16 protein-coding genes are annotated in these 18,140 nt (G+C 46.3%); 15 read left to right on the top strand and 1 reads right to left on the bottom strand.

The window, feature by feature from the left end; translation table 11 throughout:
* The first annotated feature begins 99 nt into the window (after positions 1–99).
* From ABIN22_RS21110 to ABIN22_RS21145, 8 genes are all read left to right on the top strand, one after another.
* Positions 100–1,500, top strand: a complete 1,401-nt coding sequence (locus ABIN22_RS21110; protein ID WP_346911018.1) for an L-fucose/L-arabinose isomerase family protein — start codon at positions 100–102, stop codon at positions 1,498–1,500.
* Positions 1,501–1,556: 56 nt separating this feature from the next.
* Positions 1,557–2,381: a transketolase gene (locus ABIN22_RS21115; protein ID WP_346911020.1), complete on the top strand. Its 825-nt coding sequence runs from the start codon at positions 1,557–1,559 to the stop codon at positions 2,379–2,381.
* Entirely contained in the window at positions 2,381–3,313 is a 933-nt protein-coding gene (locus ABIN22_RS21120) for a transketolase family protein (RefSeq protein ID WP_346911022.1), read from the top strand. The genes ABIN22_RS21115 and ABIN22_RS21120 overlap by 1 nt, the downstream gene beginning before the upstream one ends.
* 30 nt (positions 3,314–3,343) lie before the next feature.
* Complete coding sequence (locus ABIN22_RS21125; protein WP_346911024.1) at positions 3,344–4,819, top strand: FGGY-family carbohydrate kinase; 1,476 nt, start codon at positions 3,344–3,346, stop codon at positions 4,817–4,819.
* Between the two features lie 78 nt (positions 4,820–4,897).
* A complete protein-coding gene (locus ABIN22_RS21130) occupies positions 4,898–5,734 on the top strand; it encodes an AraC family transcriptional regulator (RefSeq protein WP_346911026.1) in 837 nt (278 codons plus the stop codon).
* A 197-nt stretch (positions 5,735–5,931) separates the two neighbouring features.
* Entirely contained in the window at positions 5,932–7,290 is a 1,359-nt protein-coding gene (locus ABIN22_RS21135; protein WP_346911028.1) for an MFS transporter, read from the top strand.
* 24 nt (positions 7,291–7,314) lie between these two features.
* Complete coding sequence (locus ABIN22_RS21140; protein ID WP_346911030.1) at positions 7,315–8,496, top strand: glycoside hydrolase family 5 protein; 1,182 nt, start codon at positions 7,315–7,317, stop codon at positions 8,494–8,496.
* A complete protein-coding gene (locus tag ABIN22_RS21145; RefSeq protein WP_346911032.1) occupies positions 8,493–10,133 on the top strand; it encodes a glycoside hydrolase family 43 protein in 1,641 nt (546 codons plus the stop codon). The genes ABIN22_RS21140 and ABIN22_RS21145 overlap by 4 nt, the downstream gene beginning before the upstream one ends.
* 49 nt (positions 10,134–10,182) lie before the next feature.
* On the opposite strand, the gene ABIN22_RS21150 is transcribed toward ABIN22_RS21145, so the two are convergent.
* Complete coding sequence (locus ABIN22_RS21150) at positions 10,183–10,989, bottom strand: HAD family hydrolase (RefSeq protein ID WP_346911034.1); 807 nt, start codon at positions 10,987–10,989, stop codon at positions 10,183–10,185.
* Positions 10,990–11,148: 159 nt separating this feature from the next.
* On the opposite strand from ABIN22_RS21150, the gene ABIN22_RS21155 reads away from it, so the two are divergent.
* The 7 genes from ABIN22_RS21155 (at position 11,149) to ABIN22_RS21185 (ending at position 18,104) form a co-directional block, all read left to right on the top strand.
* Positions 11,149–11,526 carry a hypothetical protein gene (locus ABIN22_RS21155; RefSeq protein ID WP_346911036.1) on the top strand — a complete coding sequence of 126 codons (378 nt, stop codon included), beginning with the start codon at positions 11,149–11,151 and terminating at the stop codon, positions 11,524–11,526.
* A gap of 112 nt (positions 11,527–11,638) precedes the next feature.
* On the top strand, positions 11,639–12,334 hold the full coding sequence (locus ABIN22_RS21160; protein ID WP_346911038.1) for a fibronectin type III domain-containing protein: 696 nt from the start codon (positions 11,639–11,641) through the stop codon (positions 12,332–12,334).
* A 215-nt stretch (positions 12,335–12,549) separates the two neighbouring features.
* Positions 12,550–13,701: a double-cubane-cluster-containing anaerobic reductase gene (locus ABIN22_RS21165; RefSeq protein WP_346911040.1), complete on the top strand. Its 1,152-nt coding sequence runs from the start codon at positions 12,550–12,552 to the stop codon at positions 13,699–13,701.
* A 77-nt stretch (positions 13,702–13,778) separates the two neighbouring features.
* A complete protein-coding gene (locus tag ABIN22_RS21170) occupies positions 13,779–14,564 on the top strand; it encodes an acyl-CoA dehydratase activase (RefSeq protein ID WP_346911042.1) in 786 nt (261 codons plus the stop codon).
* Positions 14,554–15,045, top strand: coding sequence for a C-GCAxxG-C-C family protein (locus ABIN22_RS21175; RefSeq protein WP_109731337.1), 492 nt, complete (start codon positions 14,554–14,556; stop codon positions 15,043–15,045). The genes ABIN22_RS21170 and ABIN22_RS21175 overlap by 11 nt, the downstream gene beginning before the upstream one ends.
* Before the next feature lie 33 nt (positions 15,046–15,078).
* Complete coding sequence (locus ABIN22_RS21180; protein WP_346911044.1) at positions 15,079–16,008, top strand: TDT family transporter; 930 nt, start codon at positions 15,079–15,081, stop codon at positions 16,006–16,008.
* A gap of 200 nt (positions 16,009–16,208) precedes the next feature.
* Positions 16,209–18,104, top strand: a complete 1,896-nt coding sequence (locus ABIN22_RS21185) for a BglG family transcription antiterminator (RefSeq protein ID WP_118622950.1) — start codon at positions 16,209–16,211, stop codon at positions 18,102–18,104.
* Positions 18,105–18,140: the final 36 nt, after the last annotated feature.

Below are 18,140 nucleotides of genomic sequence, written 5' to 3' on the forward strand. Positions count from 1 at the left end.
AATTGGATGAAATTAAGCCTTGTGAATTATATACTGCAAGTAACAAAGAAAAGCCACTCACCTGTTCATGTAACAGGACGTTGTTAAGGAGGAAGTAAAATGAAGAAAATTAAGTTAGGCTTTGCACCGACAAGAAGGAGCATCTTCAGTGCACCGGATGCGGTTAAGTTCCGGGGGCTGACAGCAAAACGTCTGGAAGAGCTGGGAATTGATTTCATAGATATTACAGATATCAATGAAGAAGGGCTTTTGTATGACGATCATGATGTCGAGAAAATAGCAGCCAAATTTATTGCAGAGGGTGTTGATGGCCTGATGCTGCCTCATTGTAATTTCGGTACGGAGTATGTCTGTGCAAGGCTGGCGAAGAAACTGAATGTCCCGGTTCTCCTCTGGGGACCGCTGGATGAACGCCCGGAACCGGACGGAACAAGACTCAGGGATACACAGTGCGGTCTGTTTGCAACGGGAAAAGTACTCAGGAGATTCCAGATCCCGTTTACATATCTTACAAACTGCCGTCTGAATGACCCGGTATTTGAGCGGGGTTTAAGAGACTTTCTGGCGGTCTGCAATGTTGTAAAGACGTTCCGTAATATCCGGATTCTCCAGATTTCTACAAGACCGTTTGATTTCTGGACAACGATGTGCAACGAAGGAGAGCTTCTGGAGAAATTCAATGTCCAGCTGGCGCCGGTACCGATGACAGAGCTGGTAGAAGAAGTCAGGGCGGTAAAGGCAGAGAAGAGTGAACTGGAAGCGATGACTGCATACATCCACGAGACGATGGACGTGCAGATTCAGGAGCACCAGACAGAAAATGTTGCGGCGCTCGCTGTTGCCATGAAGCACCTTGTAACAAAATATGGCTGCCAGGCTGCGGCAATCCAGTGCTGGAATGCCCTGCAGACGGAACTCGGGGTAATGCCGTGTGCAGCCAATGCGATTTTAAATGAAGAAGGAATCCCGGTTGTCTGTGAAACGGATATCCACGGTGCGGTTACTGCATTGATGGTCGAAGCGGCAGGCATGGATGAGGCGAGGGGGTTCTTTGCGGACTGGACAATCAGACACCCGGATATTGCCAACGGGGAACTGCTCCAGCACTGCGGACCGTGGCCGGTTTCTGTTGCAAAAGAAAAGCCAAAGCTTACCTACCCGCTCGCATTTGATCATCCGGGAAGTCTGACGGCAGAGGCAAAACACGGTGATGTAACACTCTGCCGGTTTGACGGGGATAACGGGGAATACTCCCTTCTCCTCGGAAGAGCAAAAGGAGTGGACGGCCCGAAGGGTATGGGAACTTATCTCTGGGTTGAAGTGGAGAATATCAAGCGTCTGGAAGCGAAGATTGTGGAGGGGCCATACATTCACCACTGTGTAGGAATCCACAGAGATGTTGTGCCGGTGCTCTATGAGGCTTGTAAATATATAGGTGTAAAACCGGATCTGTATGATCCGATTGAGGAAGAAGTAAGGGCATATCTCCGCGGAGAATGATCCTGATTCCAAGTTTGGAACAACGCATAAATAATAGAAGGAAAGGTGAAATTAGAATGAATTTAAAAGCATTGGCATATAAGCTGAGAGAAGACACCGTAGATTTGATCCGTGCGGGAAAGGCGGGGCATATCGGCGGGGACATGAGTGTGATGGAAATTTTGACAGAGCTGTATTTTGACCAGATGCATATTAGCCCGGAAAACATGGATTCACCGGACAGGGATTTATTTGTCATGAGCAAGGGACATTCTGTAGAGGCTTATTACTCCGTTCTGGCAGAAAAAGGTTTTTTCCCGAAGGAGCAGCTGCACAAAGAATTTAGTAAGTTTGGATCAAAATTCATCGGACACCCAAACAATAAACTGCCTGGAATCGAAATGAATTCCGGCTCCCTCGGACATGGACTTCCGGTCTGTGTAGGGATGGCAAAGGCAGGAAAAATGGATGACAGGTCTTACAGGGTCTATACCGTTATGGGCGACGGGGAACTGGCGGAAGGTTCTGTGTGGGAAGGCGCAATGGCGGCAAGTCATTATAAGCTGGATAATCTCTGCGCGGTGGTTGACAGGAACCGTCTGCAGATTTCAGGTGGTACGGAAGAGGTAATGGCGCATGATGATCTGCATGAACGTTTCAGAAGCTTTGGCTGGTACGTAATCGATGTGGCCGACGGCAATAATATCGATGAACTGAAAGCGGCTTTTGAAGAAGCAAAGACAGTGAAAGGAAAACCGACTGTCCTGATTGCTAACACGGTAAAGGGAAAAGGTTCCCCAATCATGGAAAATAAAGCGGCCTGGCACCATAAAGTACCCACGGACGAAGAATATACACAGATAATGAAAGACTTAGAACAGGCAAAGGAGGCAGCAGAATAATGGGAAAAATAGCAAATAAACAGATGATTTGTGAAGTATTGATGGAACATGCGGTTCAGGATAAGAGTATTGTGGCCCTGTGCAGCGATTCCAGAGGGAGTGGTTCTTTTACTCCGTTTGCAGACCAGTATCCGGAGCAGTTCGTGGAAACCGGGATTGCCGAACAGAACCTGGTCAGTATTGCAGCAGGTCTTGCAAAATGCGGTAAGAAAGCTTATGCAGTTTCTCCGGCATGTTTTTTGTCTACGAGAAGTTATGAACAGTGCAAGGTGGATGCCGCATACTCCAATACGAATGTGAAGCTGATAGGCATCAGCGGCGGTGTCAGCTACGGAGCTCTCGGAATGAGCCATCATTCTGCACAGGATATCGCGGCTATGAGCGCAATCCCCAATATGCGTGTCTATATCCCGAGCGATTACCTCCAGACAAAGGCACTGACAGAAGCACTCCTGGAGGATGAGAAACCGGCGTATATCCGTGTCGGAAGAAATGCAGTAGATGCGGTATATGAGGAAAATAACGTGCCGTTTGAAATGGATAAGGCTACATTCGTGACAGAGGGTGAAGACGCAGCGGTCATCGCATGCGGGGAAATGGTTGGTCCTGCAAAAGATGCGGCAGAGCTTCTTGCGAAGGAGGGCATCCATGTGTCCGTGATTGATATGTACTGTGTGAAACCACTGGATGAAGCAGCGGTAATTAAGGCGGCATCTGGCGCAAAGGGCGTGGTTACGGTGGAAGAACATGCACCGTTCGGAGGTCTTGGATCAATGGTTGCACAGGTAGTCTCAAGGGAGTGCCCGAAAAAGGTATTGAATATGTCTCTTCCGGATGCCCCGGTTATTACAGGGACTTCAAAGGAAGTGTTTGATTACTACGGATTAAATGCACAGGGGATTGCAGCCAAAGTAAAAGAAGCGATTGCGTAACCGGCTGCCGGCATATTACAGGAGGCAAAAATGCAGGATCAATATATTATCAGTATAGACCAGAGTACACAGGGCACAAAAGCCTTACTGTTCAGCGGCGGGGGTAAACTTCTGGAGCGCTCTGATTTATCCCACAGGCAGATTGTAAATGAATCCGGATGGGTGTCCCATGACCCGGAGGAAATTTATCATAATACTATCCGTGTTGTGAAGGATCTTCTGGAGAAAGCAGATATTGACAGGGAAAAGGTTGCCGGGGTAGGAATCAGTAATCAGAGGGAAACCTCTCTGATCTGGGATTCTGTAACCGGGAAACCTGCGGCAGATGCTATTGTATGGCAGTGCGCCCGCGCCCAGGGTGTCTGCGAAAAAGTGGAGAAGGAAGGTCATGGAGAGCTGATATGCAGAAGCACGGGGCTGAAACTTTCCCCGTATTTCCCGGCATCCAAGTTTGCATGGCTGTTGGAAAATACAGAAGGAGCGAAAGAAAAAGCAGCAGACGGGAGACTTTGTTTCGGAACCGTTGACACGTGGCTTGTATATAAACTGACGAACGGGAAGGCTTATAAAACGGATTATTCTAATGCATCCAGAACACAGCTGTTCAACATCCATACATTGAAATGGGATGAAGACATCTGTTCTATCTTCGGTATTTCACCGGACAGTCTGGCTGAGGTATGTGATTCCGACAGCTGTTTCGGGATGACGGATTTCGGAGGTGTGCTGCCTCATGAAGTTCCCATCAGCGGGGTTCTGGGAGATTCGCACGGAGCCCTGTTCGGGCAGGGGTGTCTGGAACCGGGGATGATGAAAACGACCTATGGCACGGGTTCTTCTATCATGATGAACACAGGTGAAAAGCCTGTCATGAGCACACATGGTGTGGTTACCTCTCTGGCATGGAAGATAAATGGGAAAGTGAATTATGTGCTGGAGGGAAATATCAACTATACCGGGGCGGTCATTAGCTGGCTGAAGGATGAAGTCCAGTTAATCAGCTCACCGGGAGAGACAGAAGGTCTCTGCAGGGAAGCAGAACCAGACGATGAACTCTATTTCATTCCGGCGTTTACCGGGCTCGGGGCGCCCTATTGGAACAGCCGTGCAAAGGGGATGCTGAGCGGGATCACAAGAACGACCAGACGGGCCGAAATCGTCCGGGCATGTACCGAATGCATCGCATATCAGATCATGGATATTGTTCAGGCCATGAGTCAGGATGCCGGGCTGGATGCGGTACAGCTCAGAGTCGACGGCGGACCTACAAAAAACCAGTATCTGATGCAGTTTCAGAGCGATGTCCTGGATGCCGAAGTACTTGTGCCGGATGCCGAAGAATTGTCTGGGATCGGAGCTGCCTATGCGGCGGGAATCGCGCTGGGGGTATTCGCCCCGGATGTGTTCGAACAGATGAAGAGGGAAAGATATACACCGAAGATGACGGCAGGAAGAAGAGAAAAAAAGATCACCGGCTGGAAAGAGGCTGTGGGGAAAGTGCTGTAGACAGCTATTAATTGATAAATCACCTTCATTATGCTATGGTTTATGTAAACACTTTTGTTTATATGAAGAGGATGCATTATGGAAGAATACCGTCACGAGTTTATTGATAAAAATGAAATGCTTGACCTGCATCTGGATTTCTTCATTGATCCCGGGCAGACAGTAATTAATAAGCATTTCCACGACTGGATTGAGATTGTTTATCTGATCCACGGGGATCTGGAGATTCAGGTGAATAACAGGTCAATGAAGTTAAGAGAGAATGATTTTGTCGTGATCAACCCGATGAGTATTCACTCGACACGCTGCATGAACGGGAATACGGCGATTCTGCTTCAGATTCCGACATCATTTCTGGAGAAGTTCATGCCGGATATCAGGTATTTTTCGTTTGCCGTGGATCTGGAGTCAAAAGATCCAAGGGTGCAGACTAAACTGGCTAATATCCGCAGTACACTTCAGGATTTATGGATTAATTACCAGTTTCAGGCGGAAGGGTACGTGTTTCGGTGTTACAGCCTCATCTTTGAGGTAATTTATATTCTGATCCACTCGTTCTCTTACAAAGTGGACCGGAAGGAACAGCAGAAAAACCAAAAGAATCTGGAACGTATCCAGGAGATTATGGAGTATGTGGAGAGTCATTATACGGAGCAGATTTCGATTGCGGAGATAGCGGGAAGGGTAGGACTTAATGAGATTTATTTCTCCAGATTTTTTAAGGCAAACATGGGGATGACTTTTCTCGAATACCTGAATATGGTAAGGCTGGAGAAGATTTATGTGGATCTTCTGAATACAAACATGCCGGTCAAAGATATCCAGACAAAGCATGGATTTTATAATGATAAGGTTTTCCGCAGGATGTTCCGCGAAGTATACGGATGTACTCCGCGGGAGGCAAGAACACAGTAGCATGGTGTAGTAAAGTAAAAATATGGGTCGATACAAAAAAGTTTGTATCGACCTATTTTTTCGTTTGTTTACATCCTTATATCCGGCCGCCGGAATTGCTAAAATATAACCATAAAAGGAAATGAAAGCTTACGGGGCCCTGAAGCTTAATTACCTGCCTGATTAACAGATGAGAGGAATTAAGGAGGAGTGTTCTGATGGAACAGAAAAAGAGAAAAGGATTATCCATTTTTGAGCGTTTCGCGTTTGGATGCGGAGATGCGGGATGTAACATTATTTATACGGCAATGACAGGGTTTCTGCTTCTGTATTATACAGATTATGCGGGTGTGAATGCGGGGGCTGTTGGTATCATCATGCTGGTTTCACGTGTTTTTGACGGAGTCAGTGATCTGATTATGGGAAATATTGTTGACCGGACTCATTCCAGATTTGGTAAGGCGAGGCCGTGGATTTTAAGGATGTGTATTCCGTTTGCACTTGCAGGAATCCTTCTGTTTTCGGTTCCTGCAAGCTGGGCTTCCAATGCGAAGCTGGTGTACGTGTTCATTACATATAACCTGGTTTCTACGGTGATCTATACAGCCATCAATGTGCCATATTCTTCTTTAAACGCACTGATGACGCAGAACCCATATGAGAGAAGTGTGCTAAGTATATTCCGTAATCTGCTTGCAACAGCAGGGTCACTTTTCATCAATACATTTACATTAAGATTTGTAGAATTTTTCGGGGACAATGCAGCGGCTTGGAGCAAAACATTCGGGGTGTTCGGGCTGATTGCGGTTATCCTGTTCCTGATTAATTTCGCGGGATGCAAAGAACGTGTAAAGCCGGCGGTAAAAGACGGGGAAGAAAAAACGGTTCCGGTCAAGGAAGGGTTTGTTTCCCTCCTGAAAAATAAATACTGGATTATTGTAACGGTCATGCTTGCTCTGATCTTTGTGTCTATGGCGCTGTATGGCGGGGCAACAGTTTATTTTGCAAAGACGGTGCTGGGAGACAAGAACCTTGTTGCGCCAATCGGGAATGCAGTCTATATTGCGCAGATCGTGACGATGTTTATCGTGGCTTTCTTTGTAAAGAAGATGGGCAAAAGAAATGTTATGATAGTGGGATGTGTATTGAACATCATAGGTTTCGGCCTGATGCTCCTGACAGATAATTATGTACTGATTATTGCGTGCAGCGTACTGCGCGGTGTTGCTTCGGCGTGCATGGGGGCAACAATGTGGGCGATGGTTTCCGATACGATTGATTACGGCGAGTGGAAGACAGGCAACCGTACAGAGGGCCTTGTAAACAGTGCCTGCAGTTTCGGATATAAGATTGGCAACGGGCTTGGTTCCGCAATCCTGGGAGGCATCATCTCTATGGGCGGTTACGTGGATTCGGCTGCGGTTCAGTCGGCAGGGGCGGTTTTCTCAGTAAAACTGGCGTTTGCAATTATCCCGATTGTGATCTATGTGGTCATCATCATTTTACTGAAAGGCTATAAACTGGATCAGGAATTTGACGGGATTATCGAGGATCTGAAGAAACGGGCGGAAGCTTAACATAGAAAGACGAGGTTGAATGCAATGTATATAAAAGGTGTGAATTTAGGAAACTGGCTTGTACTGGAAAAGTGGATGAATCCGGCTTTGTTCGAAGGGACGACGGCAGAGGATGAATATTACCTTCCCAGGCAGCTCACAAAAGAAGTCTATGAGGCGCGGATCAGGGTGCACCGCAGTGAATATATTACAGAACGGGACTTTGCCATTATCAAGTCTTACGGAATGAATGCAGTGCGTATTCCGGTCCCTTACTTTATCTTTGGTGACTGTGAACCCTTTATTGGCTGCATTGAGGAACTGGATAAGGCATTTTGCTGGGCGGATAAGTACGGGCTGAAAGTGCTGATTGACCTGCATACAGTGCCCGGCAGCCAGAATGGTTTTGACAACGGCGGCCTTTCCGGGGTATGTAAATGGGCACAGCAGGAAGAAAGTGTGGAGTTTACCCTGAACCTTCTGGAAAGATTGTCTGAGCGGTATGCTGACAGGAAAAGCCTCTGGGGAATCGAGATTGTGAACGAGCCGCTGACCGCAGCGGTATGGGACACGTTTCAGATTGAAGAGCGTTATCCTGCCGTAGATGCAGAAATGGCAGCAGGCAGTGCGCCGGTATCGTTTGAGTTCCTGAAAAAATTTTATATAGAGGCCTACCGAAGAATGCGTCGATATCTGCCGGAGGATAAGGTGATTGTATTTCATGACGGCTTTGATATTTATGCATGGAAAGACTTTATGAGGGAAGAAGAGTTCAAAAATGTCGTGCTGGATACACACCAGTATCTGATGATGGCAGAGAGTGATGGATGCCCTCAGAATAAAGATGCCTATGTGGAATATATCAAAGAACATTATGAAAAGGCAGTGGATGAGATGCAGCAGTATTTTCCGGTTATATGCGGAGAATGGTGTCTCTTTAACTCACAGGCATGCGGATGTGATACAAAGGGCGGCCAGTCTGTTTTAAACGGTATCGAAGGGGCAGGAGAAGAGACCTATAGTGAGGAAGAAAAGAAAGAGATTTACCGGGCAGTGGCAGAGGCACAGCTTCAGGCATGGAGAAAAGGCAGTGGTTATTTTTACTGGAATTATAAGCTGCTTCTGGATACAGTCAATGAAACAGGATGGATCGGCTGGGATGCGTGGGATTTTGGAAAGTGCGCTGCACATGGCTGGTTTCAGGATGAAAAGGAGGGCGAATTATGATACAGAACCCAATCTTGCCGGGATTTAACCCGGACCCGTGTATTTGCAGGAAAGGGGAAGACTATTATCTGGCGGTTTCTACATTTGAATGGTTTCCGGGAATCCCGGTTTACCATTCCCGCGATTTGAAGAACTGGGAGCTCTACACACACGTTTTGACAGATGATGTGCAGGTTGACCTGAAGAAACTTCCATCAGCGAAAGGAATCTGGGCGCCGTGCCTGACATACTGTGAACAGGAAGATCTGTTCTATGTTGTGTATGGTGTGATGAATTCTATGAATGCAAGGTATTTTGATGTAGACAATTTTGTGGTGACGGCAAAGGATATCAAGGGGCCGTGGAGTGAACCTGTTTATCTGCATTCGTCAGGATTCGATGCGTCCATGTTCCACGATGATGACGGCAGGAAATGGGTCGTGTCACTGGAGTGGGAAACGCGCGAAGGCTATGAGAAACCGGGGGCAATCTGTATGGTGGAATATTCTCCCAAACAGAAGAGCATCCTCGGCTATCCGAAGAGAATCTGGAGCGGCGGAACGGACAGGGGGTGCATTGAGGCACCACACCTGACAAAACGAGGCAGATATTATTACATCATGTGTGCTGAAGGAGGAACGGGATACAATCATTGTGTCACAATGGGTAGGGCCAAACAGGTCTGGGGACCATATGAAAAAGACCCGAAAAATCCGATCGTGACATCGGTTCCCGGGGAATCCTATGAAAGGCATGACCCGGATCATCTGAAACCGAAGTATTATAATCCGGAATCTGTCCTGCAGAAATCAGGTCATGGAAGTTATGTGGAAACGCCAGATGGCGAGGTGTATCTTGTTCATCTCACGTCCCGGCCATTTGTACCGGAGCTGCGCTGTACTCTGGGGCGGGAAACCGCGATCCAGAAGATGATGTGGACAGAGGATGACTGGCTTTGTATGGCGGACGGCAGCAATCTGGCGAAGCTGGAAGTGCCGGAAAGCAGCCTTCCCGAATATCCGGTGCCGCAAATCCCGGATTTCGATGATTTTGATTCAGATGAACTCGGTATCTGGTATTATGCACCGAGGATCATGCCTCAGTCATTTGCAGATGTAAAAGTAAGGCCGGGATATGTAAGACTCCGGGGACAGGAGTCCAGAACGTCTCTGAATAAGGTCAGTATTCTCGCGAGAAAACTCACAAGCGTGCATGCAAGAATCACGACAAAAATGGAGTTCGTCCCGGAGGTCCACCAGCACAGTGCCGGGCTGATCCTATATTATGACAACATGAACTACATCAATCTCAGAAAATATTATAGCGAGACACTGGGGCAGAGCGCGCTTTCCATCATTCATCTGGAAAACGGGGAGAAGACCGAGTTCCTGAATACGAGAATCCCGGTGGAGGATGTTCCCGTATACATGAGACTCTACATCCAGGGCAGGGAATCCTGGTTTGAGTGGAGCTGTGACGGAGAAAATTATCAGAAGATCGGCCGGAAATTTGATACGACGAAATTTTCTGATGAATACTGTAAATACGGCGAATTTACAGGGACAATGGTGGGAATAACATGTGCTGACAGGGTGCGGCACCAGTACTATGCGGATTTTGATTTTCTGGAGTATATAGATCTGGGCGAGGGGATTTAACCCATACATTACTGAATAAAAGCAGGCATCGCTCTGCAGTCTCCAAACCCTATACTCCAATGAGTCCGAGCTGTCTTAAAGCCTTTGGAATCCCTTCATGTTCCATAGTATCCGTGACATAGTCAGCCGCTTCGGCCAGTTCCCGGGAGGCATTGCCCATAGCAACCTTGGTGTGGACGACTTCGAACATGGAAAGATCATTATTGCTGTCTCCGAAAGCGTAAGTATCGGCCTTATCAATTCCCAGTACACCGCAGATGACGGCGATAGCCAGACCTTTTGAACAGCCTTTTGTGATGAATTCAATCGTTTTTCCTACAAAATTGCCTTCATGGCAGATATAATCAAAGATTGGTTCCAACTCCCGGCAGGCTTTCTCCACCTGACAGCCGGGAGTTTTTTTCGCACTGATTTTACTGAAATGGAGCCGATCCTCGTTCCCGCTGATCGGAAGAAGTCTGGAACCAAGTTCCTTTGTAATCAGGTCAGCATACCAATCTACATCAGTCGTATATTCGTCCTGATCATAGTACATATAATCTGCGCCCTCCAGAACAGGAACGAACCCGCATTTACGGAGCGTGTCCACGGAAAATCTGGCATCAGAAGCGGAAAGTTCCCTGTGGAAAATACAGTTTCCCTCATATTCCATATAGGCTCCGAGATTGGTTATCATACCCGAAAATCCCAATTCTTCCACCTCTTTCGGGATGAAAGCCCGGCTTCTTCCGGTGCATAAAAAAGCAAGATGGCCGTTTTGGGTCAGCTTTCGGATGGCCGGCTTTATGTCGGATGGGACTCCTTTTTCGATATCTAAGATTGTTCCGTCTGCATCAAAGAAAACACATTTTCTCATAAGAATATCCTCACAATTTATAATAAGCGCAATACTGAATTTATTTTTATAAGTATATCATATCAGCAGACACGAGTACACTGGATTATGATATACTATTCATAGAAATAAAAACTGGCTGCGGTTCTATAAAAAGTGTTTGGAAAGGAGAAATGCAGTATGAGTGATAAGGCAGAACAACTGAAAATTTTAAAAGAAATCTTCAAGGAAGATTTCGAAGAAATTGATGCCGGTGTCCGAAGCGGAGGGGATACTACATTGTTTGAAGTAACGAGTATTGAAGGAGTGGCGATTCCGGAGGGGCTTACCATTATCGTCAATTTTGATAATGGTAAAAAGCTAGGCTGGGCCGGACCAAGCTCACCTCTCTACACATCTGACCGTTTTGACGAGCGGTTTAAAGGGAATCTGAACATATTTGTTATGAAAAAAAAGAAGGTCCTGAAACAAATTCATACAACATATAATCAGGAAACCTTCAAAAAAAGGGCAGATACATATAGCTTTCAGGAAATATTGGATTCTGTGGAATCCTGATCATGACTGCTCATAACCTCACAGCTGCTTCTAAGGTGCATATATTATTATTGAGACTTTATCTCATTTCCCCGAAAGGAGAATCACTATGAAGGAGCAAGAAAAAAGGAGTATGAGTAATCCAGAGAATATGTCTGTGCCCTCAAATATAGCTGCAAATGCTGATGAGCCTGACGCGCCGCAGAATCTGATCGCGGTGGCTGACGGTCCGATAAGAATCAACACGTCATGGGACGGGGCAGCCGGAGCTGAACTGTATAAGGTGTACCGCAGTACAACGGTTTCCGGCCCATATGAGCTGGTTGGGCTGACGGCAGCAACGTCATACACGGATGCAGGCCTGACACCAAATACCACTTACTATTACCGGGTGTCGGCCACGGCGGGCACTACAGAAGGGGCTTTGAGTAATATCGCGTCTGCCACCACGGATGCCGATGTACCAATGCCGACGAATGTAATAGCTACACCGGTGAGCCAGACGCAGATCAATACGACGTGGAACCCTGTACCGAATGCTATGGCCTATGCAGTTTACCGCAGTACGACACCGGACGGGACATACCAGTATGTTGGCACGGCTTCCGGCCCGGCCTACAGTGATACGGGACTGACGCCGGGAACGGCCTACTATTACCGGGTGGCTGCCATTGTCGGCGGAGCGGAGGGAACTCCGAGCGCATACGCGGCAGCAACGACTTATCCGGAAATTCCCGTTCCGCCATGCAGGCCATGCTGCTGCCCACGCTGTGGGTGCAGTCCGTGCCGCTGTCCCCGGGAACAACATCACAATCCATGCAGCCGGTAAGTGACGGGAAAATATTAAAAAGAAGAGACGCCCGGGTGAAAGCCCGGGCGTTTTCCTATGTCTGTAAATCGAAATCATAGACAAAATCTATAAGTATCAATGTATATGCCAATTATTAATTAGTGAATAAATAAGGACAATGATAAAATATAAACAGACTGTACAAGGCCCCGCAACATACCGGGGCCGGAGAAGATTAATTGGAGGACTTGAAAATGGAAGTAATTAAAGATCTGCCGGAAGTATTTGAGGAGTTTGCAGAACAGCGGAAGAATTCATTTCTGACTGTCAAGGAATTAAAGGATAAGGGGATTCCGATTGTGGGGGCTTACTGCACCTATTTCCCACAGGAGATCGCGATGGCAATGGGCGCTGCCACGGTAGGGCTGTGTTCCACATCAGATGAGACGATTCCGGTGGCTGAGAGAGACCTGCCGAAGAACTTGTGTCCGCTGATCAAATCCAGTTATGGATTTGCCATCACAGATAAATGTCCGTTCTTTTATTTTTCAGATGTGGTAGTAGGGGAAACTACCTGTGACGGAAAAAAGAAAATGTATGAGTACATGGCAGAGTTTAAGGATGTATTTCTCATGGAACTGCCGAACAGCCAGAGGGAAGAGGGCCTCAAACTGTGGAAGAGTGAGATTATCCGTTTCAAGGAGTATTTAGAGAAGAAGTTCGATGTGGAGATAACTGAAGACCAGATCCGTGATGCGATAAAAGTTAATAACGCAGGCAGACGTTCCTTAAAAAGGTTGTATGAGGTCATGAAGCATGACCCTGCGCCGATCAAAGGACAGGATTTGTTTAAGGTGCTCTATGGCAGTACGTTTAAGTTTGATAGAAAAGCAATTCCGGCGGAGGTCGATGCACTGGTTGATAAGATTGAAAAAGAGTATGCCGAAGGTATCATGCAGGAAGAGAAGCCCCGTATTCTGGTGACAGGATGTCCGGTGGGAGGCGCTACGGAGAAGGTTATCAAAGCGATTGAAGATAACGGCGGTATTGTTGTTACCTATGAAAACTGTACCGGGGCAAAATCCATTGACAAGCTGGTAGATGAGGACAATCCGGATGTGTATGATGCACTGGCGAGACGTTATCTGAATATCGGATGTTCTGTCATGACCCCGAATCCGAACCGGCTGGAACTTATGGGACGCCTGATTGATGAATATCAGGTCGACGGAGTTGTGGAAGTGCTGCTTCAGGCCTGCCATACATATAGCGTGGAATCAAAGGGAATCCATGATTTTGTAAACGAGAAAAAAGGAATCCCGTACATCAGCGTTGAGACAGATTATTCCCAGGCTGATATCGGTCAGCTGAACACAAGGATTGCGGCGTTTATAGAGATGCTATAAAGGGCTGCCCGGCAGAGACGATGCATCGTTTACGGCTGATATATGGTAAACCTGTAAAGGACGGAAGGTATAAGAGGATGGATTATGTAGGGATAGATATAGGTTCCACTGCGTCAAAGGTAGTGGCAAGAGGGAAGAATGAACTGCATTTTACCCTGCCTACAGGATGGAACAGCAAGGAAACGGCAATGGTGATTGAAGACAGGCTGCGCGAGGCCGGTGTGGATGTCCGCTCGGATGCGACGAAAACAATCGCGACAGGCTATGGGCGTGTGGCTGTTGATTTTGCCGATTATGTGGTTACAGAAATCACCTGCCATGCCAGGGGAGGCATTGAATTTGCAGGAAAAGACTGTGCAATCATCGATGTAGGCGGACAGGATACGAAAGTAATCCTTGTAAGACAGGGAATGGTACAGGATTTCCTGATGAATGACAAGTGTTCTGCGGGGACGGGAAAGTTTCTGGAGATTATGGCAAACCGCCTTGGTATTACCCTGCAGGAACTATTTAATATTGCGTCACAGGGAGATGTTCTGCCGATCAGTTCCCTCTGCACTGTGTTTGCAGAATCAGAGATTATCAGTTACATCGGTGAAGGGAGAAAAAGGGAAGATATTGCAGCGGGTGTTGTAGACTCCGTAGCGGCAAAGGTTGCCCAGATGAGCCTGCGCCGGGAACTGCCGGAGAAGATTATGCTGACAGGGGGATTAAGTGAAAGTACATATTTTGCAAAGATCCTGTCAGATAAAATCGGAAGAAAAGTAGAGAATACGAGTCATGGAAGATATGCCGGGGCATTGGGCGCGGCAATTCTGGCAGAAGAAAAATCAAAGAGGAGAGCAAAGAAAAATGAACATTAAGAACGAGGCAAGTGTCGATAAAATAAGAAAAGATGCCGAGGATTATTTCAGAGGGGGATACTTTTGCTGTGAAGCTGTTATGGCGGCAATCCGGGATAATTTTGAACTGGATGTACCAAAAGAAGTGATAGCAATGGCAACCGGTATGGCGGTTGGCGCAGGGCATTCGGGATGCATGTGCGGAGCTTTGAATGGCGGAATCCTTGCCTTGGGACTGCTATTTGGCCGCACGGAGCAGAATGGGCCGAAAGACCCGAAGGCGGTTAAATGTATGGAACTGACGAATGAACTCCACACTTGGTTCAAGGAGGCAAGCGGGAAGAATTCTGTCTGCTGCCGTGTATTGACCAAAGAATTTGATATGGGGAAAGGGGAGCATAAAGAACAGTGTGTCCGTTATACAGGACTCTGTGCAGGAAAAGTGGCAGAAATCGTAATACGTGAGTTCGGACTCACCAATACCGATGAAGAGACAGCATAGGGATACATAATAAGAGGAGCATGGAGAGAGGGAATGAAAGATAAAATACATAAAGTACATAAAGTACCACTGCCGTTGTGCGGTGTCATGCTCGGATGCGCGGCACTTGGCAATCTGCTGCAAAGTTATTCGGAAGGACTTCGCTATATCTGCGGGATCGCCGCGGCTTTTCTGTTTATACTGATTCTGCTGAAACTGATCCTTTTTCCAGAAATGTTCAGGGAAGATATGAAGAATCCGATCATGGCAAGTGTGTCTGGGACATTTTCAATGGCACTGATGATTCTCAGCACATATTTAAAACCATTTATCAAGGGAGGCGCTTATTATATCTGGCTTTTTGCACTGGCGCTGCATATTGTGCTGATCGTCTTCTTTACATTCCGGTTCATCGTGCATATACAGATGCCGAAAATATTCGCGAGTTACTACATTGTATATGTCGGGATTGCAGTGGCGGCGATTACTGCACCGGCCTATGAAAAAACGGGGATTGGAAGTGCGGCATTCTGGTTCGGGTTTGTGTCACTGATCGTGCTTTTGATACTGGTGACATACCGATACGCAAAGTTCAGGCAGATACCGGAACCGGCAAAACCGTTGATCTGTATCTACGCGGCACCGGCCAGCCTGTGCATTGCAGGCTATGTGCAGTCCGTGGCAGTCAAATCAAAGGGATTTTTCGTTGGAATGCTTATCCTCGCCAGTATCCTGTATGTGTTTGCACTGGTAAATGCGGTGCGCTTCATGAAAATGCCGTTTTACCCAAGCTATGCTTCATTTACGTTTCCATTTGTGATCAGCGCCATCGCTGTGAAACAGGCCGCAGCCTGTCTTGGCAGCCTGGGGATGCAGGTACCGGGAATACAGATTCTGGTGCTGGCAGAGACCGTGATTGCGGTGGCACTTGTCCTATATACTTATGTCAGGTTTATGCAGAATATCTTTGGTCTAAAAAAATAAATGCATATGGGGTGGCTCTAATCAATTTGAAATGCTCAAATGATTGGCAGCTGCCCCATTTTATTATCAAAATCGAAAGTATAAACAAAAGCTGTTAAAGAAATGAAAACATGCTATAATAATTACGGCCTTTTTATGAAAGAGGAAAAGATGGTTATATTACATTAAAACTTAATGATAACGGAGAGGAAACTTACGATATGTTAACCAAAGAGGTGATGCTGCTGCTTGATATTCTTTCCGGAAAAGAATATGTAACAGCATCTGATTTAGCTGAAAAAGCCGGGTGCAGCAGTAAAACAGTACGTAGCAGAATGAAAGAACTGAATGAAGCTTTAAGCCGGATTCCGGGCAGTCCTGCGTGGGTGGAGTCAAAACCCCGCTATGGATTTAGACTGGTGCATGGACAAGGGATAGATATAAAAACCCTTCCTCAGCTTCTTGGGGCAGAGGAAGCCAAAAGCATGCCGGCAACTCCTGGGGAACGGGTTAAGTTTTTATTGTTTCATTTACTGGAACGGAAGAGTTATATTACTATCTCAGAACTTGCAGAGCAGCTCTATGTGTCGGATGGAGTCGTGAAGACTGCCCTGAAGAATACGGAACGTATTCTGGACCAGTATGGAATCCATATAGCCAGAAGGCCCGGTTATGGAATTCTTGCGGTAGGGGATGAAACGAATATAAGAACCTGCCTTGTAGATATGTTCATGGATGAAGATAGTAAAATAGGTGTAAGCTACGACATGCGGCAAAAGGAAATGGAGGAACTGGTCCAGATCGTTGCGGGGCTTATGAAGGAACATAATGTTTCTATTCCGGAGATATCTTTTTATAATTTTGTAAAGTATATCTATGTTTCTATAAAAAGGATTCAACACGGAATGGAGGTCCATTTCCAAAGCGAGTCGCAGGTACAGATAGACGAATCCAACATAAAATTCGTTAACAATCTGGATGATAAAATCAGGGATTACTTTGATATAAATATCTCTGATAATGAGAAAGAATATCTGGCAATCCAGCTTGCAGGCAAACGGGTGATCGGGAACAACGGAGAGGGAAATCTGGTATTTAAGGAAGAACTCAGCAGTCTGGTTTCTCAGATGATGGAGATCACGTTTGAGGAATTCAATCTGGATCTGAGAGGAAATTTAGATTTAATTATGCTTTTGAACCAACATATGATTCCGCTGGATATCAGGTTGAAGTATAACATTCCCCAGGTGAACCCGTTGCTGGAGGATATACAGAAAAATTATCCTTTTGCATACACGATAGCAGAACGTACTGCTGTTATTTTGCAGGAATATTATGGCAGGGAGGTGCCGGAAGATGAGATTGGTTATCTTGCAATCATTTTTGCTCTTGGGCTTGAAGAGCAGAAGCCAGTAGTAGAGCCCAGTAATATCCTGATTGTATGCAGCTCTGGAAAGGGGAGCTCCAGACTGCTGACTTATAAATACCGGCAGGAGTTTGGGGAATACATCGACCAAATCAAGATTTGCAATTTATTTGAATTAGGACAGATAAATTTTGACGATATAGATTATGTCTTTACTACAGTACCGATTGAAGACCCTGTCCCGGTGCCTGTCTATGAAGTAAGTCTGTTTCTTAATGGGGAAGATATCATTCATGTTAGAAAAATTCTGGAAAAGGGAAACGATGGATTTTTAAAGACTTATTTTGCAAAAGAATTATTTTTCCCAAAGATAGGAGGGCTTACAAAAGAGGAGGTTATCCGGGAATTATGCCAGAGGGGGCGTGAGGTACTGGAACTGCCTGAAAAGTTTGAAGAGTCAGTTCTATATAGAGAAGAACTTTCTTCTACGGACTATGGAAATATGGCAGCAATTCCCCATCCATATAAAGCAATGGGAACAGAGACTGTGGTGATTGTTGGCATTCTTGAGGAGCCTGTATTTTGGGGACGGGGAGAAGTCCAGGTAGTCTTCCTCATTTCTATAGGCAGCCGGGAAGACCGAAATTTGCAGAGGTTTTATCAGGAAGTTATGAGGCTTTTAATGAATCAGGATACAATCCGGGAGTTCATAAAAGAAAAGGACCTGGATGCTTTCTTAAGTGGGATATAGTAAAAGTGAACAAATCCACATTCATTTTTTCCAGAA

It is taken from the genome of Faecalicatena orotica (assembly GCF_905197545.1).
GTDB classification, from domain to species: Bacteria; Bacillota; Clostridia; order Lachnospirales; family Lachnospiraceae; genus Faecalicatena_A; species Faecalicatena_A orotica.